At 63.8% G+C, this 19,896-nt stretch carries 27 protein-coding genes; 11 read left to right on the top strand and 16 right to left on the bottom strand.

What is annotated here, in order from left to right; genetic code table 11:
- Positions 1-19: 19 nt before the first annotated feature.
- From U1702_RS11240 to U1702_RS11230, 3 genes are all read right to left on the bottom strand, one after another.
- Positions 20-274: a GlsB/YeaQ/YmgE family stress response membrane protein gene (locus U1702_RS11240; protein ID WP_332724695.1), complete on the bottom strand. Its 255-nt coding sequence runs from the start codon at positions 272-274 to the stop codon at positions 20-22.
- Positions 275-422: 148 nt separating this feature from the next.
- Positions 423-722 (bottom strand): CtrA inhibitor SciP, encoded by a 300-nt coding sequence (sciP, locus tag U1702_RS11235; RefSeq protein ID WP_332724423.1) that lies wholly within the window; start codon positions 720-722, stop codon positions 423-425.
- A gap of 99 nt (positions 723-821) precedes the next feature.
- Positions 822-1,061: a hypothetical protein gene (locus U1702_RS11230; protein ID WP_332724421.1), complete on the bottom strand. Its 240-nt coding sequence runs from the start codon at positions 1,059-1,061 to the stop codon at positions 822-824.
- 116 nt (positions 1,062-1,177) lie between these two features.
- Here U1702_RS11230 and mnmA point away from each other — a divergent pair, with 116 nt between their 5' ends.
- Complete coding sequence (gene mnmA / locus U1702_RS11225) at positions 1,178-2,287, top strand: tRNA 2-thiouridine(34) synthase MnmA (RefSeq protein WP_332724419.1); 1,110 nt, start codon at positions 1,178-1,180, stop codon at positions 2,285-2,287.
- Here mnmA and U1702_RS11220 read toward each other — a convergent pair.
- The 4 genes from U1702_RS11220 to pdxH are packed head-to-tail and all read right to left on the bottom strand — an operon-like array spanning position 2,278 to position 5,256.
- On the bottom strand, positions 2,278-2,958 hold the full coding sequence (locus U1702_RS11220) for a GNAT family N-acetyltransferase (protein WP_332724418.1): 681 nt from the start codon (positions 2,956-2,958) through the stop codon (positions 2,278-2,280). The genes mnmA and U1702_RS11220 overlap by 10 nt on opposite strands.
- Positions 2,955-3,746 (bottom strand): PhzF family phenazine biosynthesis protein, encoded by a 792-nt coding sequence (locus U1702_RS11215; RefSeq protein WP_332724416.1) that lies wholly within the window; start codon positions 3,744-3,746, stop codon positions 2,955-2,957. Before U1702_RS11215 ends, U1702_RS11220 begins: the two co-directional genes overlap by 4 nt.
- On the bottom strand, positions 3,746-4,678 hold the full coding sequence (locus tag U1702_RS11210) for a cation diffusion facilitator family transporter (protein WP_332724414.1): 933 nt from the start codon (positions 4,676-4,678) through the stop codon (positions 3,746-3,748). The genes U1702_RS11215 and U1702_RS11210 overlap by 1 nt, the downstream gene beginning before the upstream one ends.
- Positions 4,675-5,256 carry a pyridoxamine 5'-phosphate oxidase gene (gene pdxH, locus U1702_RS11205; protein ID WP_332724412.1) on the bottom strand — a complete coding sequence of 194 codons (582 nt, stop codon included), beginning with the start codon at positions 5,254-5,256 and terminating at the stop codon, positions 4,675-4,677. The genes U1702_RS11210 and pdxH overlap by 4 nt, the downstream gene beginning before the upstream one ends.
- Positions 5,257-5,319: 63 nt before the next feature.
- On the opposite strand from pdxH, the gene U1702_RS11200 reads away from it, so the two are divergent.
- A complete protein-coding gene (locus tag U1702_RS11200; protein ID WP_332724411.1) occupies positions 5,320-7,383 on the top strand; it encodes a S9 family peptidase in 2,064 nt (687 codons plus the stop codon).
- Between the two features lie 68 nt (positions 7,384-7,451).
- On the top strand, positions 7,452-8,147 hold the full coding sequence (locus tag U1702_RS11195; protein WP_332724409.1) for a hypothetical protein: 696 nt from the start codon (positions 7,452-7,454) through the stop codon (positions 8,145-8,147).
- Between the two features lie 30 nt (positions 8,148-8,177).
- On the opposite strand, the gene U1702_RS11190 is transcribed toward U1702_RS11195, so the two are convergent.
- On the bottom strand, positions 8,178-8,375 hold the full coding sequence (locus U1702_RS11190; RefSeq protein ID WP_332724407.1) for a hypothetical protein: 198 nt from the start codon (positions 8,373-8,375) through the stop codon (positions 8,178-8,180).
- 165 nt (positions 8,376-8,540) lie between these two features.
- Between U1702_RS11190 and U1702_RS11185 the strand changes: the two genes are divergently transcribed.
- The gene (locus tag U1702_RS11185; protein ID WP_332724405.1) at positions 8,541-9,119 is read left to right on the top strand and encodes a thermonuclease family protein; all 579 of its coding nucleotides are present in this window, start codon (positions 8,541-8,543) and stop codon (positions 9,117-9,119) included.
- Between the two features lie 632 nt (positions 9,120-9,751).
- Positions 9,752-11,677 carry a ribonucleoside-diphosphate reductase subunit alpha gene (locus U1702_RS11180; protein ID WP_332724403.1) on the top strand — a complete coding sequence of 642 codons (1,926 nt, stop codon included), beginning with the start codon at positions 9,752-9,754 and terminating at the stop codon, positions 11,675-11,677.
- A gap of 79 nt (positions 11,678-11,756) precedes the next feature.
- Here the strand turns inward: U1702_RS11180 and U1702_RS11175 are convergent, their stop codons facing one another.
- Complete coding sequence (locus U1702_RS11175) at positions 11,757-12,008, bottom strand: DUF2171 domain-containing protein (RefSeq protein WP_332724401.1); 252 nt, start codon at positions 12,006-12,008, stop codon at positions 11,757-11,759.
- Positions 12,009-12,076: 68 nt separating this feature from the next.
- On the opposite strand from U1702_RS11175, the gene U1702_RS11170 reads away from it, so the two are divergent.
- The 5 genes from U1702_RS11170 to U1702_RS11150 all read left to right on the top strand — a co-directional run bounded on the left by U1702_RS11170 (position 12,077) and on the right by U1702_RS11150 (position 14,834).
- On the top strand, positions 12,077-12,379 hold the full coding sequence (locus tag U1702_RS11170) for a hypothetical protein (protein ID WP_332724399.1): 303 nt from the start codon (positions 12,077-12,079) through the stop codon (positions 12,377-12,379).
- 13 nt (positions 12,380-12,392) lie between these two features.
- Positions 12,393-12,584: a hypothetical protein gene (locus tag U1702_RS11165; protein WP_332724397.1), complete on the top strand. Its 192-nt coding sequence runs from the start codon at positions 12,393-12,395 to the stop codon at positions 12,582-12,584.
- A complete protein-coding gene (locus U1702_RS11160; RefSeq protein WP_332724396.1) occupies positions 12,581-12,847 on the top strand; it encodes a hypothetical protein in 267 nt (88 codons plus the stop codon). The genes U1702_RS11165 and U1702_RS11160 overlap by 4 nt, the downstream gene beginning before the upstream one ends.
- Before the next feature lie 15 nt (positions 12,848-12,862).
- Positions 12,863-13,915, top strand: a complete 1,053-nt coding sequence (locus U1702_RS11155) for a ribonucleotide-diphosphate reductase subunit beta (protein WP_332724394.1) — start codon at positions 12,863-12,865, stop codon at positions 13,913-13,915.
- 124 nt (positions 13,916-14,039) lie between these two features.
- Positions 14,040-14,834 carry a putative phage abortive infection protein gene (locus U1702_RS11150; RefSeq protein WP_332724392.1) on the top strand — a complete coding sequence of 265 codons (795 nt, stop codon included), beginning with the start codon at positions 14,040-14,042 and terminating at the stop codon, positions 14,832-14,834.
- A gap of 146 nt (positions 14,835-14,980) precedes the next feature.
- Here U1702_RS11150 and U1702_RS11145 read toward each other — a convergent pair whose 3' ends face one another.
- From U1702_RS11145 to U1702_RS11135, 3 genes are all read right to left on the bottom strand, one after another.
- Positions 14,981-15,304, bottom strand: a complete 324-nt coding sequence (locus tag U1702_RS11145) for a GIY-YIG nuclease family protein (protein ID WP_332724390.1) — start codon at positions 15,302-15,304, stop codon at positions 14,981-14,983.
- A 134-nt stretch (positions 15,305-15,438) separates the two neighbouring features.
- Complete coding sequence (locus U1702_RS11140; RefSeq protein ID WP_332724388.1) at positions 15,439-15,618, bottom strand: hypothetical protein; 180 nt, start codon at positions 15,616-15,618, stop codon at positions 15,439-15,441.
- Positions 15,615-15,803: an antitoxin gene (locus U1702_RS11135; RefSeq protein ID WP_332724386.1), complete on the bottom strand. Its 189-nt coding sequence runs from the start codon at positions 15,801-15,803 to the stop codon at positions 15,615-15,617. The genes U1702_RS11140 and U1702_RS11135 overlap by 4 nt, the downstream gene beginning before the upstream one ends.
- A 121-nt stretch (positions 15,804-15,924) precedes the next feature.
- On the opposite strand from U1702_RS11135, the gene U1702_RS11130 reads away from it, so the two are divergent.
- A complete protein-coding gene (locus U1702_RS11130; RefSeq protein WP_443026819.1) occupies positions 15,925-16,254 on the top strand; it encodes a LysR family transcriptional regulator in 330 nt (109 codons plus the stop codon).
- A 369-nt stretch (positions 16,255-16,623) separates the two neighbouring features.
- On the opposite strand, the gene fghA is transcribed toward U1702_RS11130, so the two are convergent.
- From fghA to U1702_RS11110, 4 genes are read right to left on the bottom strand one after another with little or no spacing between them, the layout of a single operon-like run.
- Positions 16,624-17,466 carry an S-formylglutathione hydrolase gene (gene fghA, locus U1702_RS11125; RefSeq protein ID WP_332724384.1) on the bottom strand — a complete coding sequence of 281 codons (843 nt, stop codon included), beginning with the start codon at positions 17,464-17,466 and terminating at the stop codon, positions 16,624-16,626.
- A complete protein-coding gene (gene purU, locus U1702_RS11120; RefSeq protein ID WP_332724382.1) occupies positions 17,463-18,326 on the bottom strand; it encodes a formyltetrahydrofolate deformylase in 864 nt (287 codons plus the stop codon). Before purU ends, fghA begins: the two co-directional genes overlap by 4 nt.
- Complete coding sequence (locus tag U1702_RS11115) at positions 18,323-18,706, bottom strand: VOC family protein (RefSeq protein WP_332724379.1); 384 nt, start codon at positions 18,704-18,706, stop codon at positions 18,323-18,325. The genes purU and U1702_RS11115 overlap by 4 nt, the downstream gene beginning before the upstream one ends.
- Before the next feature lie 21 nt (positions 18,707-18,727).
- The gene (locus tag U1702_RS11110; RefSeq protein WP_332724377.1) at positions 18,728-19,840 is read right to left on the bottom strand and encodes an S-(hydroxymethyl)glutathione dehydrogenase/class III alcohol dehydrogenase; all 1,113 of its coding nucleotides are present in this window, start codon (positions 19,838-19,840) and stop codon (positions 18,728-18,730) included.
- Positions 19,841-19,896: the final 56 nt, after the last annotated feature.

Below are 19,896 nucleotides of genomic sequence, written 5' to 3'. Positions count from 1 at the left end.
CAGTCGTCGGGCGTGCGGATTAACGCACCGAACCGCGACGCACGAGGTTGACGATCGCCAGCAGGATGATCGCGCCCAGCAGCGACACGACGAAGCTGGTGACGGTCACGCCGTCGTTGATCGACCCGCGGCTGAAGATCAGGCTGCCGATGAACGCGCCGACGATGCCGACGACGATGTTGAGCAGAATGCCCTGCTGTCCGTCGGTCCGCATCACCAGGCTGGCAAGCCAGCCGACAACGCCACCGATCACGAGCCAGATGATGATTCCCAGCATTTTTAGTCTCCGCCTGTTCGCCCGAATGTCGGGCCTTGTGTGGCGAATACTCGTGAAGGCCGAAAATGGTTCCGCCCGCGTTTCGAGGGGCGGAGTCTGTTTGTCGGCTGACCGCCGTGGCCGAATGCCTAGCTAGTAGCGTCCCTCAATATTTATGCTGGCGCTCGTAGAGCGAGCGATAATGCTGGATGCGCGTCACGCGCAGACCCGGCATGCCCGACCGGTCGATCGCGCGCTGCCACCCGGCGAATTCCTCGACCGTCAAATTATAGCGGTCGCAGACTTCGTCGACCGACAGCAGCCCGCCATTGACGGCTGCAACCACTTCCGCCTTGCGCCGCACGACCCAACGCGTCGTTTCGGGGGGCGGCAGCGAGTCAATCGTCAGCGGTTCGCCGAGCGGCCCGATAACTTTGGCTGGTCGGATCTTCTGGTTTTCAATCATGCCTACCTCGATCAGGGCGGGGGGCCCCCGTCATTGTTCTGTAACGACCATAATCAGCGCGACTTGAGCTTAGGCTAAGCGGCACGGTAAACAGCGCCTTCATAGCTGTTGCCAGCGGGTTAGCGCCGCTTCCACGGCATTGTTGAACGCACCGTGCGTGGGCGACAGCAACCCGCCGACCGCTTCCACACGCGACAGGTCGGATTGCAGTTGTGCAGTGAAGCTCGCCGCCTGACGCGCGGCGACGCCGACCATCAGCACCGCCAGCTCGGTCGGTATTGCGGTGACCGCCCAATCCCTTTCCAGAAGATCGCGGTCGAATTTGAAGCTCAGGTCCACTTACGCCACTCACCTTGAGTCGAATTCATCCGTTATGGGTAGCGAAGAAGGCTGAAGGGTCGGTAAATGCCTCTGGCTTTTGCATCGTGGTCCGGCCCTCCCTATGTGCGGGCACGATGACCGGAAGTGATTTTCAGCTGAGCGGACCGCTCAACGCGCGGCGCATCGTCGTCGCCATGTCGGGTGGCGTCGATTCGTCGGTCGTGGCCGCGCTCGCCGCGCAGACCGGGGCGGAGACGATCGGCGTCACGCTTCAGCTCTACGATCATGGCGAAGCAGTGGGTCGCGCAGGCAGCTGTTGCGCGGGCCGCGACATCCGCGACGCGCGCGCCGTCTGCGATCGCCTCGGCATCGCGCATTATGTGTTCGATCACGCGAGCAGCTTCAAAACGACCGTGATCGACGATTTCGCCGACGAATATCTGGCGGGCCGCACCCCGATTCCGTGCGTGAAGTGCAATATGGGGCCAAAATTCACCGATCTGTTCGCGCTGGCCCGCGATCTGGGGGCCGATTGCCTTGCCACTGGCCATTATGTGCAGCGCGTGGAAGGGCCGGAGGGGCCGGAACTGCATCGCGGGGCCGATCCGGCGCGCGACCAGAGCTATTTCCTGTTCGCTACGACGGCCGCCCAGCTCGATTACCTCCGCTTCCCCTTGGGCGGTCTGCCCAAGGCCCGCGTGCGCGAGATTGCGGCGGAGATCGGGCTGGGCGTGGCGATGAAGCCCGACAGCCAGGACATCTGCTTCGTCCCCGACCGTGATTATGCCGGGCTGGTCAAAAAGCTGCGGCCCGAGGCGGATACGGCAGGCGACATCGTCGATGAAAGCGGTCGCAAGCTGGGCGAGCATCGCGGCCTGATCCACTTCACCGTGGGGCAGCGGCGCGGGCTGGAGATCGGCGGCAGCCCGGAGCCCCTCTATGTCATCCGCCTCGACCCGGCGACGCGCGCGGTGGTGGTCGGCCCAAAGACGGCACTGGCGGTGCGCGCCGCGACGATCGACGGGCTGAACTGGCTCGGCGGCAGCTATTCAGGCCCCGTCACCGCAAAAGTCCGCTCGATGGCCAAGCCGGTTCCCGCGCGGCTTGAGGACGGCCGCGTGGTGTTCGACACGCCCGAATATGGCGTCGCACCGGGTCAGGCGGCGGTCTTCTATGCGGGCGAACGGGTGCTGGGCGGCGGCTGGATCCGCGAGACCGAGCGGGCGGAAATCGCTTACGCCTGACGCTCGAGGAACGTCACGGTCATCGCCGCGCGGACCTCGAACCCCAGTTTCCGGTAAACCGCTATGGCGCTGTGATTGTCGGGATAGCTGTGCAGAAACGGGGTCTCGCCACGCGCCACGATCCCGTCGATCACCGCGCGCATGGCGATGGCGGCGAGCCCCTGGCCCCGGTAATCGGGATGCGTGCAGACGGCGCTGACCTCGGTCAACCCCGGAAGCTTGTTGCGCTCCCCGGCCATCGCGATCAGGCGACCGTCGCGGCGGATACCGACGAACCCGCCCAGGCGATGCGTGGCGCTCAGGAACGGACCGGGCTCGGTCAACGTCGCAAGGGCGAGCATTTCAGGGGCGTCGTCATCGTTCAGCGGGATGATCTCCGGGTGACGCGGGGACTCGACTGGCGCGGCGGCGACCATTTGCAGGATAATCGTCTGGCGGCGGACCGACAGGCCGGGCGGGATCGGCAACGGATCGCGATCGATCGTGGCGATCGCGCCGCCGGGCGGCACAAGTGCGGTAAGCGCAGCAAGGTTTTCCGGAGTGCCGTCGGCTGCGGCGGCGAGGATATTGACGTCGGGCCGGAACCGCATCGCGCGCGCATCGCCGACCGCGAACCCCGCCTGCCGCCTGTTCAGCGCATTCCAGATCGGCCGGTCGAGCGGGTGGTTCACAGGGTGAACACGCCTTCGATCACCGTGACGCACTGGCCGCGCAGGATCACGCGGTCGCCTGCGGCCTGGCAATCGACATGCCCGCCGCGTTTGCTCGCTTGAAACGCCGAGAAACGGTCGCGACCCAGCCGTGCGGCCCAGTACGGCGTGAGTACGGAGTGCGCCGATCCGGTCACCGGGTCCTCGTCGATCCCGGCGGCGGGCGCGAATACGCGGCTGACCACGTCGGTATCCTGGCCCGGTGCGCTGACAATATTGAGCGTATCGCCGAGCGCCGCCAGCGCCCGGAAATCGGGCTTCAGCGCCAGCACGTCCGCTGCGGTGTCGAGCACGACCAGGTCATAGCCATTGGCGTGCCGAAGCACCTCGCCGCGTGCGACGCCCAGCGCCGCCAGCAACCCCGGCACGTCGGCGGGCGACGGCGGATAAGCGGGCAGGGCCATCGCATAGCCGTCACCCTCTCGCGCGACCTCAAGCACCCCGGCTTTGCGCGTGCGAAACCGCACCCGCTCCAGCGACGAATCGCGGCCCAGCACGAAATGCCCGCTCGCCAGCGTCGCGTGCCCGCACAAAGCGACCTCCACCGCCGGCGTGAACCAGCGCAGCTCGTAATCTGCCTCGCCACCCGCATCCGGCACGATAAACGCCGTCTCGGCGACGTTGTTCTCTTCCGCAATCGCTTGCAGCACCGCATCGTCCAGCCACGCGTCGAGCGGGATTACCGCCGCCTGGTTGCCGGTGAACGGCCGGTCGGCGAATGCGTCGATCTGGGCGAACGGCAGGTCCATCAGTGTTCCTTCAAACGTGCGATCTCGTCAGCTTCCACCAGATCGTTGCCGGGATCATCCACCCGCCCCTCGGGGTCGATATGGATCAGGATTTCGGTGTCGGGGAATTCGGCGGCCAGCGCATGCTCGATCGATTCGACGATGTCATGCGCCTCCAGCACGGTCAGCTTCGGGTCCATCCACATATGGAATTGCACGAAATCGCGATTGCCGCTGGTGCGCGTGCGCAGATCATGAAGGTTCTTCAGTTGGGGATGCGCGCTCGCCACCTGCACGAAGCGGCGGCGCTTCTCCTGCGGCCATTCCTTGTCCATCAGCTGGTCGATCGCGTGCGACGAGGCGCGGAACGCCCCGAACAACAGCCACGCCGCGATGGCGATGCCGAATACCGGATCGGCCCCCGACAGCCCCAGCCACTGGTCGAGCACCAGCGCCGCGATCACCGCCAAATTGAGCAGCAGGTCGGACATATAATGCACCCGATCCGCCCCGATCGCCACCGACCGCGTCAGGCGCACGACATGCGCCTGATAGGCCGTCAGCGCGAGCGTTACGGCAATCGCAATGACCGATACGGCGATGCCATATTCGGCATTGGCGGTTTCCGCCCCTTCGCCCATCCGCTGGATCGCGCGGATCAGAATGACCAGCGCGGACACGGTAATCAGTGCCACCTGAAACAAGGCCGCCAGCGACTCGGCCTTGCCATGACCGAACCGGTGTTTCTCGTCCGCCGGTTGCGCCGCGATATGAACGCCGGCCAGCGTCACCAGCGACGCGATCAGGTCGAGCGCGCTGTCCGCCAGCGACCCCAGCATCGCCACCGATCCCGTCGCCCAGGCGGCATAGCCCTTCAGCCCGCCCAGCAGCAGTGCCGCCGACACGCTGGCCAGCGCCGCGTTGCGCGTCAGCCGGGCGGTCGCTGCGTTCACGGGTACAGCATCCCTTCGTCCCAGCCGCCGTCGGAGGCCCGCGTGAACACCCGCCGCTCATGCAGCCGGTGCGCGCGGTCCTGCCAGAATTCGATTGTCTGCGGCGTCACGCGATAGCCGCCCCAGTGCGGCGGGCGCGGCACGTCGCCGCCCTCGAACCGGGCGCGCATCGCCTCATAGCGCGCCTCGAAGGTTGCGCGGCTGTCCAGCGGCCGCGACTGATCGCTGGCCCATGCCCCCAGCTGCGAATCGCGGCTGCGGCTGGCGAAATAGGCATCGGACTCGGCATCGCTGGCGTAAGTCACCGCACCCTCGATCCGGATCTGCCGGCGCAATGATTTCCAGTGGAACAGCAACGCCGCCTTGGGCACCGCCGCCAGCTCGCCCGCTTTGCGCCCCTCACGGTTGGTGTAGAATACGAACCCGTCCGGCCCATGCCCTTTCAGCAACACCATCCGCACCGACGGTTGCCCCGACGCATCCACCGTCGCCAGCGCCATCGCATTGGAATCAGTGAGCTCGCTGACGCGCGCTTCGGCGTACCAGCTGTCGAACAGGGCGAATGGATCGGTGGTCATGGCGATGCCCATAGCGGCTCCGGCATCGTTGCGGTAGCGCCCGCCCGCCCGTAAGGCGCATCCATGACAGACCAGAAGCCCCCCGTCGCTGCCACCCGTCCCCACAGCTATGACCGCCACGGCGTCACGATCACCGATCCGTGGAACTGGCTGCGCGACCCGAATTATCCGAGCGTCACCGACCCGGACGTCCTCGCCTATCTGGCTGAGGAAAATGAATATTATGAAGGCGTGATGGCCCCGCTGAGGCCGCTTGCCGACACGTTGTTCGCGGAGATGCGCGGGCGGATCAAGGAAGACGACGCCACCGTGCCGCAAAAGGATGGCGCGTATCTTTACTGGACCGATCACGAGACCGGCGGCGAATATCGCCGCTGGTGGCGCAAGCCGGTCGCTGGCGGTGCCGACGAACTGATCCTCGACGAACCCAAGCTGGCCGAGGGAAAGGAATATTTCGTCCTTGGGGGCCTTTCGATCAGCCCCGACGACCGCCTGCTCGCCTATGCCATCGACGACAATGGCTCCGAACGGTTCGAAGTCCGCATCAAGGACCTCACCACTGGCGAGCTTCTGCCCGACATCATCCCGGGCGTCCTGTCCGACCTCGTCTGGACCTCGGACTCGAAAGGCTTTCTTTACGGCGTCGCCAACGAGCAATGGCGCACCGACAACGCCCGCTGGCACAAGCTTGGCGAGCCGGTCGAATCCGACGTGGAGCTGTTCCACGAGGATGACGAGGGCTATCGCGTCGGCGTCGGCGAGACCCATTCGCGCAAATGGCTGATCATCTCGACCGGCGACCACGTCACCAGCGAAATCCGCCTGCTCCCCACCGACAACCCGCTCGCCGAACCGATCCTGATCGCCCCGCGGCAAACCGGGCGCGAGTACGATGTCGAGGAGCATGACGGCACGCTCTACATCCACACCAACGACACCCACACCAACTGGCGGCTGGTCACCGCCAGCATCGACAACCCCGGTGAATGGGTCGAGCGTATCGCCCCGTCCGATCATTTCTACATGACCGGCGTCACCACCTTCGCCGATTTCTTCATTGTGGAGGGCCGCGAGGACGGCCTCGACCAGATCGAGCTGCATCAATATGTCGGCGGTCTCGGCAAGCGCATCGCCTTCCCCGAAGCCAGCTATGTCGCCAGCCTCGGTGACAATCCCGAATATGCGATGGACGTGCTGCGCATCGGCTATGAATCGATGGTCACCCCGGGCACCGTCTATGACTATCACGTCGCATCGGGCGAGCTTGAGGTACGCAAGGTCCAGACGATCCCCTCGGGCTATGAGCCTGACAAATACGCCACCGAACGCCTGAAGATCGCCGCGCGCGATGGCACCGAAATCCCGTGCTCGATCGTCTATCCCAAGGACTTTCCGCGCGACGGCACCGGCAAGCTCTATCTCTATGCCTATGGCGCTTATGGCTATGCGATCCCGCCCGGCTTCTCGACCGCGCGCATGTCGTTCCTCGATCGCGGCGTCGCCTTCGCCATCGCGCATATTCGCGGCGGCGACGATCTGGGCCAGCAATGGTATCATGACGGCAAGCTGGAAAAGCGCGCCAACACCTTCAACGATTTCGTCGATGTGGCGAAGGGGCTGATCGATCGTGGCTTCACGCACAAGGGCGGAATCGCCATCGCCGGACGCAGCGCAGGCGGCGAGCTGATGGGCGCGGTCATCAACTCCGACCCCGATCTGTGGGGCGTGGTCGTCGCCGACGTGCCGTTTGTCGACGTCCTCAACACGATGCTCGACGACAGCCTGCCGCTCACCCCCGGCGAGTGGCCCGAATGGGGCAACCCGATCGAGGACAAGGCCGCGTTCGACCTGATCCGCGGCTATTCGCCTTACGACAATGTCACCGCACAGAACTATCCGCCAATGTTCATCTCCGGCGGCCTCAACGACCCTCGCGTCACCTATTGGGAGCCCGCCAAATGGGCCGCGAAACTGCGCGCAACCAAGACTGACGATCATGTGCTGGTGCTAAAGACCAACATGGGTGCCGGGCATGGCGGCAAATCGGGCCGCTGGGAAAGCCTGAAGGAAGCGGCGGAGGAGAATGCGTTCGTGCTGTGGCAGCTGGGCGTGACCAACGCGGGTTAGGCTCATAAAAGGTCATGACCTTTCCATGACGATTGGATATCGTCCACGGAACAGGGAAGGGGCTTTGGGTGAGTTTCACGATCGTCATGCTGCTAGCGTCCGCACAAGTCGGTGCGTTCGGCGAACGCGAGCGGGACATGCAGAAAGTGTCGAGCCGCGCAGCGACGACCGAACTCGCCGAATATGCCGATTGCATCGTTGCGGACAGATCGAACGCCGCCGCCGTCACGCGGTTCCTGCGCGAGTTCCCCGACGATGGCGCGAAGTCGCAAGCGGGCATAGCGGTGTTCGGGCAAGATTGCATCGGTCGTCGCTTTGTCGGCACGATGTCGTTGAGCATCAGTTGGGCTTCGCTTCGCGGCGCGCTCTATCCCGCGCTGTATCGGCGCGAATTCGGCAAGGGCGGTCCGCCCGCCGCGATCGCCGCACTGGAGCCGTTGTCGCTGACCACCGAATTCGACCGTGATACCGCCACCCTGCCTGCCGACTATCGCCCGCGCCGCTTCCTCGGCGATTGCGTTGCACGCCGCGCGCCACAAGAGGCGCATGCGCTGCTCATGGCCAAACCATACAGCAAGAGCGAGAATCTCGCTGTTGATCGTCTGAAGGGCACACTCGCAATCTGCCTGCCCAAGGGCCAGGTTTTCCGGCTCAATCGCGACGGACTTCGTGCGTATATCGGCGAGGCGATGGTCAAACTCGCCCGCGCTGCGATTGCGGGCGGCGGGACGGGCGCACAGGCCGCATCGCCCCCGCAGGGCTGATCGCTCGGGCCGGTCCCGCTCGATCCGCTGCTACTCGCCAGACGCGCGTGTCTCCAGTCGCGTGCGCCGGTGGCAGCGATGGCAAAAGGCGTAGTCGAACAACTCGCTCAGCACCCATGCCTGCGTCGCCGCGTCCCACGCCGCCCATGCCTCACGCGTGACGCCCGGCGTCACGCAGCTTTCGCAGACATAGACGACCGGACCCTGATTGCTTTCCCGCTCGCTCACCGCGCATGTTAGCCACAGGTCGCGCCGCTTTGGCGCGCAGTTCGATCCAAAACGGAGGCATCGCCGGTCGCTCCGAAATGGCGGGACTCACCGCCGAAGCGGGCGCGCCTGACAAGGATTTGGTGACCTTCTCCCGATAGCATCCGCCTCGATGGAGGCGAGGCGATGAAGCATCCGATGGACCTGCACCGCAGCCGGCGGCTGTGGCGCGAGTGGGACGGGCGGCGCACCGCCTTTCGCCGCCGCAGCCATTCGCGCTGGCGGTTCGGTCGCAACGAGCTGAGCGCGATGTTGCTGGCGGGGATTACCGCCGGCCTTGCCTGGACGTTGCTGCCCGCAGATGGCGATGCTGCGACGCCGTCGGCGTCCGTGCCTGCGGCGGTGTCCGCCCCAGTCGTTCGGACATTCGCTCGCTGCGAAAGCGGCGGCGGTAGCAACTGCGTGGTCGATGGCGACACCTTCCGCATGGGTGGTGCAAAGATCCGCATCGCCGATATCGACACCCCCGAAACCCATCCCGCGCGCTGTGCCCGGGAAGCGGCGCTGGGCGAGGCGGCAACCGCGCGCCTCCATGCCTTGCTCAATTCGGGCGGGGTGACGCTGCACCCGATCGACCGCGATACCGACCGTTACGGGCGACTGCTGCGCCGGGTCTCGGTCAATGGTCGCGGCGTCGGCGACACGCTGGTCGCCGAGGGTCTGGCCCGCCGTTACGAAGGCGGTCGTCGTATCGGCTGGTGTTGAAAAAAGGGCGGAAGCGGCTTTCCGCGAATGCTGTCCACGCAGAGCCGCTCCCGCCCTCCCTGACCGCACGGGTCGGGGACGTTATCGACAACATAACGGCTGGCACGACGGCATGGTGCCGTCGGGCAGCGGTATCGCATATGCCCACAGACCATGGCGCGGGGCGAATCGTGGCGCGGAAGGGGCAGGCCGATCCGGCAATGCCGATGCGCCACGCCTGCCGCCGCTCCATTCGTCGATTTCCTGTGGATGGATCGGTGGACGAAGATTTTTCATATGTTTCGCATCCGTTCCCTTGCGTTTCAAAAAGCACAGGAAGGTCCACGCGTCGCGTGCGATAAGCCGTTCGGATCGTGCCATGAACCGACTCAAAATAGCGACGAACCGAGTCATCAAACTTTCATTTACCGTCTTGCGCCCGCAAGCGATCTGACACAATCTCTAGTGGTCACACAGGGGGACAAACCCAAGCACTGGTGGAACGCCCGCCGCGGTCTTATATCGCGGAGTGGCTCCGCTTGTGCTTGGACAGGGCGAATGGACACTTTTTGTTCTCACGCCCGGCTGCGCGCGATGCTACGATCGTGTTGCGCCTCCGAGTCGTGATGTGGACGAGTTAGGGGCGAGCGACGATGGACTTCAGGGAACAGCAGGAACCGAGTGTGAGTGAAACCGTGACCGATACCGCCGAAGCAATCGCCGAACCCAAGCCAGCGCCCGCAAAGGCGAAGAAAGGCAAGCTGGATACGAAGACGGTGAATCCGCATTTATATGCGGTCGAGGTCGATCACTCGCGCGACGCTTTGCTGACCGAATTCGGCAAGGACACGCTGAAGGACCGCTATCTGCTCCCCGGCGAAAATTTCCAGGATCTCTTCGTCCGCGTCGCCAGTGCCTATGCCGATGACGCCGCGCACGCCCAGCGCATCTACGATTATATCTCGCGGCTGTGGTTCATGCCTGCCACGCCCGTGCTCTCCAACGGCGGCACCGGTCGCGGCCTGCCGATTTCGTGCTTCCTCAATTCGGTGCCGGATAGCCTCAACGGAATCGTCGACACTTGGAACGAGAATGTCTGGCTCGCCTCGCGCGGCGGCGGCATCGGCACCTATTGGGGCAACGTCCGCGGCATCGGCGAGCCGGTCGGCCTGAACGGCAAGACCAGCGGCATCATCCCGTTCGTCCGCGTGATGGATTCGCTGACGCTGGCGATCTCGCAGGGTTCGCTGCGCCGTGGTTCGGCGGCCTGCTATCTCGATATCTCGCACCCGGAGATCGAGGAATTCCTCGAAATCCGCAAACCCTCGGGCGACTTCAACCGCAAGGCGCTGAACCTCCACCACGGCGTGCTGATCCCTGATGCGTTCATGGAGGCCGTGCGCGACGGCGCCGAATGGCCGCTGCTCTCGCCCAAGGACGGGTCGGAGCGTGCGCGCGTCGATGCCCGCAGTCTGTTCCAGAAGCTGGTCGAAACCCGCCTCGCCACCGGTGAGCCCTATATCGTGTTCAGCGATCACGTGAACTCGACCATGCCCAAGCATCACCGCGATCTGGGCCTGAAGGTCTCGACCTCGAACCTGTGCAGCGAGATCACGCTGCCGACCGGCAAGGATCACCTGGGCAACGAACGCACCGCCGTCTGCTGCCTGTCCTCGCTCAACCTGGAAACCTGGGACGAGTGGAAGGATGAGAAGGGGTTCATCGAGGATATCATGCGCTTCCTCGACAATGTCCTTCAGGACTTTATCGAGCGTGCCGAGCCGGGCATGGAAAAGGCCGCCTATTCGGCGATGCGCGAGCGCAGCGTCGGCCTGGGCGTAATGGGCTTCCACTCGTTCCTGCAGGCGCGCGGCCTGCCGTTCGAGGGGGCGATGGCCAAGACCTGGAACCTGCGGATGTTCAAGCACATCAAGGCGCAGGTCGACGAAGCGTCGATGCACCTCGCCAACGAGCGTGGCGCATGCCCCGACGCCGCCGACATGGGCGTGATGGAGCGGTTCAGCTGCAAGATGGCGATCGCGCCGACCGCGTCGATCAGCATCATTTGTGGCGGCACCAGCGCGTGCATCGAGCCGATCCCGGCCAATATCTACACGCACAAGACGCTGTCGGGCAGCTTCTCGATCCGCAATCCGTATCTGGAAAAGCTGCTGATCGAAAAGTCGAAGAACAGCGACAATGTGTGGAACTCGATCCTGGAAATGGGCGGCAGCGTCCAGCATCTCGACTTCCTCTCGGCTGAGGAAAAGGATTGCTACAAGACCAGCTTCGAGATCGACCAGCGCTGGCTGCTCGAACTCGCCGGCGACCGCGCGCCCTATATCGACCAGGCGCAGTCGCTGAACCTGTTCATCCCGGCCGATGTCGAGAAATGGGACTTGCTGATGCTCCATTTCCGCGCATGGGAACTGGGCATCAAGTCGCTCTATTACCTGCGCTCGAAGTCGGTCCAGCGCGCCGGCTTCGCGGGCGGGGTCGAGGCGGACAACACGATCGACGCGCCGAAATTCGATCTGGGCGAGAGCACGGATTATGACGAATGTCTGGCGTGTCAGTGAGGTGGCGGGGCTAGCTCGCCTCGATGCGGTGACCGCCGGCGGGCTTACCCCCTCTTCCATCGGAAGAGGGGGTAGGGCCTCAACCCTCGGATTCTTCCTCTTCGAACGTCACCGCGACGTCGGCATTGGCGCTCAGTCGGACTTGGTCGCCCTCGACGCCAGCGATCAGGCCGGTCGAGATATAATGGTGATGCCCTTCATGGCTGCCCTGGCCCGAATCGGCCTTGGTCAGCTTGATGCGGTCGCCCTCGATCCCGTCGACGGTGCCGACATGCACGCCGTCGGCGCCGATGACTTCCATATGCTCGCGGATGTTACTGGTATCGGCCATCGTCATTCTCCTTGGCAGGTTTCGGTGGCACAACGTTCGCCCCACCTTTTCGATGCAGGAGTCGCCCGATGAAGCTGCGTTCAACCCTTGCCATCCTTGCACTCGCCACCCTCGCCGCCTGCGCCACGCAAGTCGGCACTGCCGTCACCCCCGCCGCACCCGGCTTCCTGTTCGGCCTGTGGCACGGCTTCATCTTCCCGGTCGCCTGGGTGTTCTCGCTCTTCATGCCGGAGGTCGCGGTCTATGCCGTGCCCAATAATGGCGGCTGGTACGACTTCGGCTTCTTCCTCGGCATCGTCGTGTTCGGCGTCGGATCGTGGCGCGGCAAGAAGGTGATCGTGCGCGAGAAGGTCGTGAAGGTCCGCGAATGACGAGCCTTATGTCATGAACAGGGCGCTCGCCATCCAGGCCGGTCTCGGCATCGTCAGCGGCGCAGGCGGCCTCGCCCTGCTGCTGCGCCGTCCGCGCAGCGTGGAGGCGGCTTACCCGCTGCGCATCGCCGGCATGATGCTGCTCGCGCTCGGCCTGTTCCTCACCGGCTTCGCACTGGTGGCGCAGATGGCGGGTGGGGTATGAGCGCGCCGCTCTTCATTCTGCTTTTGGCGCTTGCCGCAGCTGCGTTGGTTTGGACCGCGTGGGATTTCGTTCGCGACTTGCTGACCGCCATCGACCCGGAAGGGGAGGCAGACCGCATGCTCGCGAAGCAGCATCACGGCGATCCGGCGGGGTATCGCACCGCACGCGCCCGGTTCGACGCCAACCGCGCCCGCAATCTTTCCGCTCTCAGCATCGCCGGTATCATCGGCATGCTCGGCACCCTCTGGATTCTATTCGGTTAAACCAAGGAAGTTCGCATGTCCCTTCTCGAAGCCCGCAAGACCTACAAGCCCTTTGAATATCCCTGGGCCTATGAGTTCTGGAAGCGGCAGCAGCAGATCCACTGGATGCCGGAGGAAGTGCCGCTGGGTGAGGATTGCCGTGACTGGGCGCAAAAGCTCACCGATCACGAACGCAACCTGCTGACCCAGATTTTCCGCTTCTTCACCCAGGCGGATATCGAGGTGCAGGATTGCTACCACGAGAAATACGGCCGCGTGTTCAAGCCGACCGAGATCAAGATGATGCTCGCCGCCTTCTCCAACATGGAGACGGTCCATATCGCCGCCTACAGCCATCTGCTCGACACGATCGGCATGCCCGAAAGCGAATATGGCATGTTCCTGGAATATCAGGAGATGCGCGACAAGCATGACTATCTGCAGAAATTCGGCGTCGACAATGATCAGGACATCGCCAAGACGCTGGCGATGTTCGGCGGGTTTACGGAAGGGCTTCAGCTCTTCGCCTCCTTCGCCATGCTGATGAACTTCCCGCGCTTCAACAAGATGAAGGGCATGGGCCAGATCGTCAGCTGGTCGGTCCGCGACGAAAGCTTGCATTGCGAAGGCATCATCCGCCTGTTCCACGCCTTCACCAAGGAGCGCGACTGCCTGACCAAGGCGGTGAAGGACGACATCATGGACATGTGCCAGACGACGGTGCGGCTGGAGGATGCGTTCATCGACCTGGCGTTCGAGCAGGGCCCGGTCCCCGGCATGACGCCCAAGGAGATCAAGAAGTACATCCGCTTCATCGCCGACTGGCGGCTGAACCAGCTTCAGCTGAAACCGATCTACATGATCGACGAACACCCGTTACCGTGGCTCGCCCCGCTGCTCAACGGCGTCGAGCACGCCAACTTCTTCGAGACGCGCGCCACCGAATATTCAAAGGGCGCGACGCGCGGCCAATGGAACGACGTGTGGGACTCGTTCGACAAGCGCCAGAAGGTGAAGGTCGGGCCGGTGGCGAACGAGGATGCGGCTGAGGGGGATATGTTCTCGCAGGCCGGGGTGGCGGCGGAGTGAGAGGGCGCATAAGTTGCGTATAAAATGGGGGTATCTGCATACTATCGTGCTATTCGGATGCCTCTACTTAGGGGCGGTCGTCGTTCAGGGTTATTTGGCAGCAAGCGGTAGGGCGTTCGTTCCTATGGACTTCTCGCTGTCTGGGACGTTCGGGGATTCGTTCGGTCCAGCCAGCGCGCTGATGGCGGCGGTTGCTGCCGTTGGGGCTTGGTCTGCGGTGGGCCTGCAGCGCGAGGAAATTCGAAAACTGGAAAAGCAGCGGTTGGAGGATCGCATGCAAGCGGATGATCGAGATTTCGACGTACGCTTTTTCCAGCTTCTGTCAGCGTTCGAAGAAATTGTGGCAAGCGCTCGCTATGTACAGCATCACTCATCGGGGCCGCTATTAAGGACCGGGCGAGATGCTATTGGGCTATTTGCCCGCGAAGCTTCGGACGCCGTAGAGGGAAAAATCGGACAAGATGCCGAGCTGGCCTACGCAAAATGGTTTGATGACCATAAGGATACATTTGGGCACTATTTCAGATTTCTATATCACTTAGTAATTATAACAGATGACCTTTCCCACAATTCTGTTCGGCTGATGCTATTCCTTCGGGCAAAGTTGAGTGAGTCGGAACTTCAATTGCTAGCAATGAACTGCGCTTTTGGAGAAGGAAGGAATCATTTCTGCCGTTTAGTGGAAAAGTATCACTTCTTCCATAACCTATCGGCAGAGGCGATTTATCGCCTATCTCTGCGGAATTATTTCAACTCAAGAGCTTTCGAGGGTGGCATGAGTGGTAAGTTCTTAGGCCGATTCATGGAGAAGGAAATTGCCAAGCGGTTTGGACTCGAAGCGCTTCTTATTAAGAACGGAGACACGCTTGAGCGACATTATTTGAACAATCCTGATGCCTTGCTTAACATGGACAAATGAAGCTGTTGGACGTGACGCCTTTACCATACGCCCCGCCACCCGGCGGATTTTGGAACAAGTCCGGGGTGACGAAGGGGCGATAGGGGCGGCGGGGCTACGGCAAACTCCACCGTATCCGCCACCCCGGCCTTCTCCCGGGGTCCACCTCACCGCTCGCCACCACCGCCAGCAGCTCCAGCCCCAACCTCCAGCGCCAGATCATTCCACGCCGGATTCTCGCGCTCGATCAGATTGCGCTTCCAGTCGCGCCGATATCGCTTCAGCTGCTTCTCACGCCGGATCGCGGCCTCCATCGTCTCGGCGACCTCGTAATAGACCAGCCGCTTGATCCCCCATTTCTTGGTGAATCCGCCGAACGTCTCGTCGCGATGCTGGAGGAGCCGTCCGATCAGGTTGGAGGTAACGCCGACATACAACGTCCCGTTATACCGGCTGGCAAGGATATAGACGCAGGGGAGTCGCTCGATCATCGAAGCCATAGTGTGCCGCCCGGTAGGCCCCGGCACAAGGCCGGGGTGACGAAGAGGAAAAAGGCGCCGCTCACCAGACCCCTAACCGTCACCCCGGACTTGTTCCGGGGCCTACCGGTCCACAAGCGATGCGATCAGCCACTCCTGCTGAACCCCAAGTCACGCAGCAACCGTTCCACCGGGATCATCGCGCTGCGGTCCTGTGCCTGTGCCAAACCGCCCTCCACCTTTGCCCGCTTCCACGCATCGTATCCGCAATCGGCGACATCCTCGGCACCGTCGATCTTGTCGGCAGGACGGGTCACGACTTTCATGGGTATAACAAGACTCCGACTTGCGGGCGCGGCAGGGGTTCGTCACTGCCCCATGAAGCAATCCAGTGCTTCACCGCATCGTGGCTGATCAGCCGCCCGGCCTTCACATCGGCATCGGCACGCGCATCGGCGCCAGCTTCCGCCGCCGGGTCTTCATGATCGAACAGGGACCGCTCGGAACTCATGGGCAAAGATTACACCTGCCGCAGCCACCACACAATCATGCCTGCCTCACACTCTCCGATTTTCCTACACGAACCAAATAGGCTAACTGCATAGGCTCCATCAAGCCACAGGAGCCGCATCATGAAACACGATCACCCCACCGAGGCCACCATGCCCGGTACCCAACCACCCCCTCGCAACCACTGGACACCGGCCCGCCAGCGCATCTTCCTCGCCGCGCTTGTCGAAACCGGCAGTATCGCCCGTGCCGCGCGCGCCGCCGGCATGTCTCGCTCCAGCGCCCACGCCTTGCGCAACCGCCTCACCGGCACGCCGTTCGATCACGCCTGGGGTCGCGCGCTCCGGCTCCACGCCGCATGCCTCGCCGATCCCTTCGCGCCCGATCCGCTCGCCCCGCGTCCCGCCGTCGCCTCCGGTCGTCCGGGCGTCGCGTCGCCGGCGCATCCATGACATCGACCGGTCGCCCTGGCGTTAAAACCCCTCGCGCCGCGGTCACGCCGGGGTTCCGCCATCGTCGCGCGCCTGTCGCGTTGGTGTCGCGCCCCCGTCGCAATGCCGGCCGCTTCCGGTCCCGAACCCGGCGTCTTGGCCCCGAACACCTCTTTTGCGTCAACCGCGTCAGTCGGTCCGCGTCACCACCGCGGTTGAACCTCGCTCAGCGCCGCAACCATCGCCCCACCAAACGCCGGTCGCGCAAGATCTCCCGCGCGGCATTATGCCTTGGCGCGCCGGTCTCGCCGCCGGCCACCCCCTTTGCCGGCACCGGCGATCACTCGCAGCATTCTCGGCTGGAGCATTTCCGCCGCCGAACGCCCCGGATCAGCGCTTCAACCGCGCCGCATGCCACCCGACATGCTCGGGCAGAAAGGTCGATATGAAATAATAGCTATGGTCGTACCCCCGCTGAATCCGCAGCGTCAGGTCGATGCCGGTGCCCTTCACCGCCTCGGCCAGCAATTCGGGCTTCAGCTGGTCGGTCAGGAAATTGTCGGCATCCCCCTGATCCACCAGGATTTCCGGCACGCGCATCCCGTCGGCGATCATCGCGCAGGCATCGTAAGTCCGCCAATCCTCACGGTTCGCGCCCAGATACCCCGTCAGCGCCTTCTCCCCCCACGGGCAGTGTAGCGGCGATACGATCGGGGCGAAGGCGGATACGGACTTGAACCGGTCGGGATTGCGCAAGCCGATGGTCAGCGCGCCGTGCCCGCCCATCGAATGGCCGGTAATCCCCTGTCGGGAGAGGTCGGCAGCGGCGAATTCGCGCAGGATCAGTGCGGGCAGTTCGTCCTCGATGTACGACCGCATCCGGTAATTCGCCGCCCACGGTTCCTCGGTCGCGTCGACGTAGAAGCCCGCGCCCTTGCCGAAATCATAGGCGTCGTCGTCGGGCACATCGTCACCGCGCGGCGACGTATCGGGGGCGATGAAGATGACGCCATGTTCGGCGCATGCCGCGCGGTACTCGCCCTTTTCGGTGACGTTGGCATGGGTACAGGTCAGGCCGGACAGGAACCACAGCACCGGGAGCCGCGCACCGGCTTCATGCGCGGGGACGAAGACGGAGAAGGTCATCGGGGTGCCGGTGGTGGTGGATGCGTGGCGATACACGCCCTGCGTCCCGCCATGGGCGATATTGGTGGAGAGCGTTTCGAGGGTCATCTGAACATCACCGTCCGGTTGCCGTTGAGGAAGACGCGCCGCTCGCCCAGCGCATCGACGGCACGGGCCAGCACCTGTGCCTCGATATCGCGGCCGATGCGGATCAGGTCATCGACGCCGTCACGATGATCGACACGCTCGACCGCCTGTTCGATGATCGGCCCTTCATCCAGGTCGCCGGTGACGAAATGCGCGGTCGCGCCGATCAGCTTGACCCCGCGGTCATGCGCCCGGTGATAGGGCTTCGCGCCCTTGAACCCGGGCAGGAAGCTGTGATGGATATTGACGCAGCGCCCCGCCATCCGCTCGGCGAATTCGGCGGTCAGGATCTGCATATAACGCGCGAGCACCAGATAGGGCGCGCCGACCTCGGCCATCACGTCCTCGATCCGCCGCTCCTGCGCGGCATTGTCGCCGTCCGCGACCGGCAGATAATGGTACGGCACGCCATGCCATTCGGTCAGGCTGCGCAGCCGGTCATGGTTGGAGACGACGGCGACGATCTGCGCCGACAGCGTACCCGATTGCTGGCGGTGGAGCAGGTCGTTCAGGCAATGTGTCCCCTTTGACACCGCGACCACCAGCTTCGGCTTCTCGGCCCGTGCCGACAGCCCCCAGTCGAGCTCGAACTCGGCAGCGACCGGCGTGAACGCCGCGACCAGCGCCTCCCGCCCGTCCGGAAACCCCGGCCCGCCGCTGGTGAAGACGACGCGCATGAAGAAGCGCCCGGTGTCCAGATCGGCATATTGCTGGCTGTCGAGGATGAACCCGTCATGCCGTGCCAAGAACCCGCTGACCCCGGCCACGATTCCGACGCGGTCGGCACAGGTGAGCGTCAGGATCCAGCCGGTATCGCTCACGCCGGAATGCGGTGCGATGCGCAGACCTTGTTGCCCGCCGGATCGCGCAGATACGCCAGATACAGGCTGCCAAATGCGTTGGAACGCACGCCCGGCGGGTCCTCGATGGCGGTGCCGCCATGCGCCAGCCCAGCGGCATGCCACGCCTCGACCTGCTCCGGGCTGTCGGCAGCAAAGCCGACCGTCCCGCCATTGGCATGGCACGCCGACTTGCCGTCGATCGGATTGCTCAGCATGAACACGCCGCCATTATGCATATAGAATGCGCGTCCCTTCGGATCGACCCGGCCGGGCCGGGCACCCAATGCGCCCAGCGTGGCGTCGTAGAAATCCTTGGACACCGACACGTCGTCGGCGCCCAGCATGACATGGCTGAACATGATCCCTCTCCCTCGTTGTTATCAGTAAACGACGACGCTGCGGATGCTCTCACCGGCATGCATCAGGTCGAACCCCTTGTTGATTTCATCCAGCGACAGGACATGCGTGATCATCGGGTCGATCGCGATCTTGCCGTCCATATACCAATCGACGATCTTCGGCACGTCGGTGCGCCCCTTTGCCCCGCCGAACGCAGTGCCGCGCCAGTTGCGCCCGGTGACCAGCTGGAACGGGCGCGTGGCTATCTCCTTGCCCGCCTCCGCCACGCCGATAACGATGCTGGTGCCCCAGCCGCGATGGCAGGCCTCAAGCGCAGTGCGCATAACTTCGGTGTTGCCGGTGCAGTCAAAGGTGAAGTCCGCCCCGCCATCGGTCAGCGCCAGAATCGTGGCAATCGTCTCGTCCCGCGACTTGCCGCGCGCATCGATGAAGTCGGTCATGCCAAACTGGCGACCCCATTCTTCACGGTCGGGATTGAGGTCGACGCCGATGATCTTGCCAGCACCCGCCAGCCGCGCGCCCTGCAGCACGTTGAGTCCGATGCCGCCCAGCCCGAACACGACGATATTGTCGCCGACCTGCACCTTGGCCGTGTTGACCACCGCGCCGACGCCGGTGGTGACGCCGCACCCGATGTAACAGCTCGTCTTGAACGGCGCGTCTTCACGGATCTTGGCGACCGCAATTTCGGGCAGCACGGTGAAGTTCGAGAAGGTAGAACAGCCCATATAGTGAAAGATTGTCTGCCCCTTATAGCTGAAGCGGCTCGTTCCATCGGGCATCAGCCCCTTGCCCTGCGTCGCGCGGATCGCGGTGCACAGGTTCGTCTTGCCCGAAAGGCACGATTTACACTGGCGGCATTCGGGGGTGTAGAGCGGAATGACATGGTCGCCGGGCTTTACGCTGGTGACGCCGGGTCCGACCTCACGGACAATGCCGGCCCCCTCATGGCCCAGCACGCTGGGGAACAGACCCTCGCTGTCCAGCCCGTCGAGCGTGTAAGCGTCGGTATGGCAGATGCCGGTCGCCATAATCTCGACCAGCACCTCGCCCGCTTTCGGACCCTCCAGATCGAGTTCGACGATCTCGAGCGGCTGTTTCGCTTCAAATGCGACGGCGGCGCGGGTCTTCATGCCTTTGGGTCTCCCTGTCTGAACGACCCCAATGGCGCAGCTTGCCAGCGGATTCC

It is taken from the genome of Sphingomonas sp. LT1P40 (assembly GCF_036663835.1).
Taxonomy (GTDB): Bacteria; Pseudomonadota; Alphaproteobacteria; order Sphingomonadales; family Sphingomonadaceae; genus Sphingomonas.
The sequence above is the reverse complement of the archived record's forward strand: the minus strand, read 5'-3'. Positions and strand labels throughout refer to the sequence as shown.

Bases quoted from the DNA above. Each gene is read 5' to 3' on its own strand.
- sciP (WP_332724423.1), bottom strand. From the start codon at position 722: ATGATTGAAAACCAGAAGATCCGACCAGCCAAAGTTATCGGGCCGCTC.
- mnmA (WP_332724419.1), top strand. From the start codon at position 1,178: ATGACCGGAAGTGATTTTCAGCTGAGCGGACCGCTCAACGCGCGGCGC.
- U1702_RS11215 (WP_332724416.1), bottom strand. From the start codon at position 3,746: ATGGACCTGCCGTTCGCCCAGATCGACGCATTCGCCGACCGGCCGTTC.
- pdxH (WP_332724412.1), bottom strand. From the start codon at position 5,256: ATGACCACCGATCCATTCGCCCTGTTCGACAGCTGGTACGCCGAAGCG.
- U1702_RS11200 (WP_332724411.1), top strand. From the start codon at position 5,320: ATGACAGACCAGAAGCCCCCCGTCGCTGCCACCCGTCCCCACAGCTAT.
- U1702_RS11185 (WP_332724405.1), top strand. From the start codon at position 8,541: ATGAAGCATCCGATGGACCTGCACCGCAGCCGGCGGCTGTGGCGCGAG.
- U1702_RS11180 (WP_332724403.1), top strand. From the start codon at position 9,752: ATGGACTTCAGGGAACAGCAGGAACCGAGTGTGAGTGAAACCGTGACC.
- U1702_RS11175 (WP_332724401.1), bottom strand. From the start codon at position 12,008: ATGGCCGATACCAGTAACATCCGCGAGCATATGGAAGTCATCGGCGCC.
- U1702_RS11170 (WP_332724399.1), top strand. From the start codon at position 12,077: ATGAAGCTGCGTTCAACCCTTGCCATCCTTGCACTCGCCACCCTCGCC.
- U1702_RS11165 (WP_332724397.1), top strand. From the start codon at position 12,393: ATGAACAGGGCGCTCGCCATCCAGGCCGGTCTCGGCATCGTCAGCGGC.
- U1702_RS11160 (WP_332724396.1), top strand. From the start codon at position 12,581: ATGAGCGCGCCGCTCTTCATTCTGCTTTTGGCGCTTGCCGCAGCTGCG.
- U1702_RS11155 (WP_332724394.1), top strand. From the start codon at position 12,863: ATGTCCCTTCTCGAAGCCCGCAAGACCTACAAGCCCTTTGAATATCCC.
- U1702_RS11150 (WP_332724392.1), top strand. From the start codon at position 14,040: ATGGACTTCTCGCTGTCTGGGACGTTCGGGGATTCGTTCGGTCCAGCC.
- U1702_RS11145 (WP_332724390.1), bottom strand. From the start codon at position 15,304: ATGATCGAGCGACTCCCCTGCGTCTATATCCTTGCCAGCCGGTATAAC.
- U1702_RS11140 (WP_332724388.1), bottom strand. From the start codon at position 15,618: ATGAAAGTCGTGACCCGTCCTGCCGACAAGATCGACGGTGCCGAGGAT.
- U1702_RS11135 (WP_332724386.1), bottom strand. From the start codon at position 15,803: ATGAGTTCCGAGCGGTCCCTGTTCGATCATGAAGACCCGGCGGCGGAA.
- U1702_RS11130 (WP_443026819.1), top strand. From the start codon at position 15,925: ATGAAACACGATCACCCCACCGAGGCCACCATGCCCGGTACCCAACCA.
- fghA (WP_332724384.1), bottom strand. From the start codon at position 17,466: ATGACCCTCGAAACGCTCTCCACCAATATCGCCCATGGCGGGACGCAG.
- U1702_RS11115 (WP_332724379.1), bottom strand. From the start codon at position 18,706: ATGTTCAGCCATGTCATGCTGGGCGCCGACGACGTGTCGGTGTCCAAG.
- U1702_RS11110 (WP_332724377.1), bottom strand. From the start codon at position 19,840: ATGAAGACCCGCGCCGCCGTCGCATTTGAAGCGAAACAGCCGCTCGAG.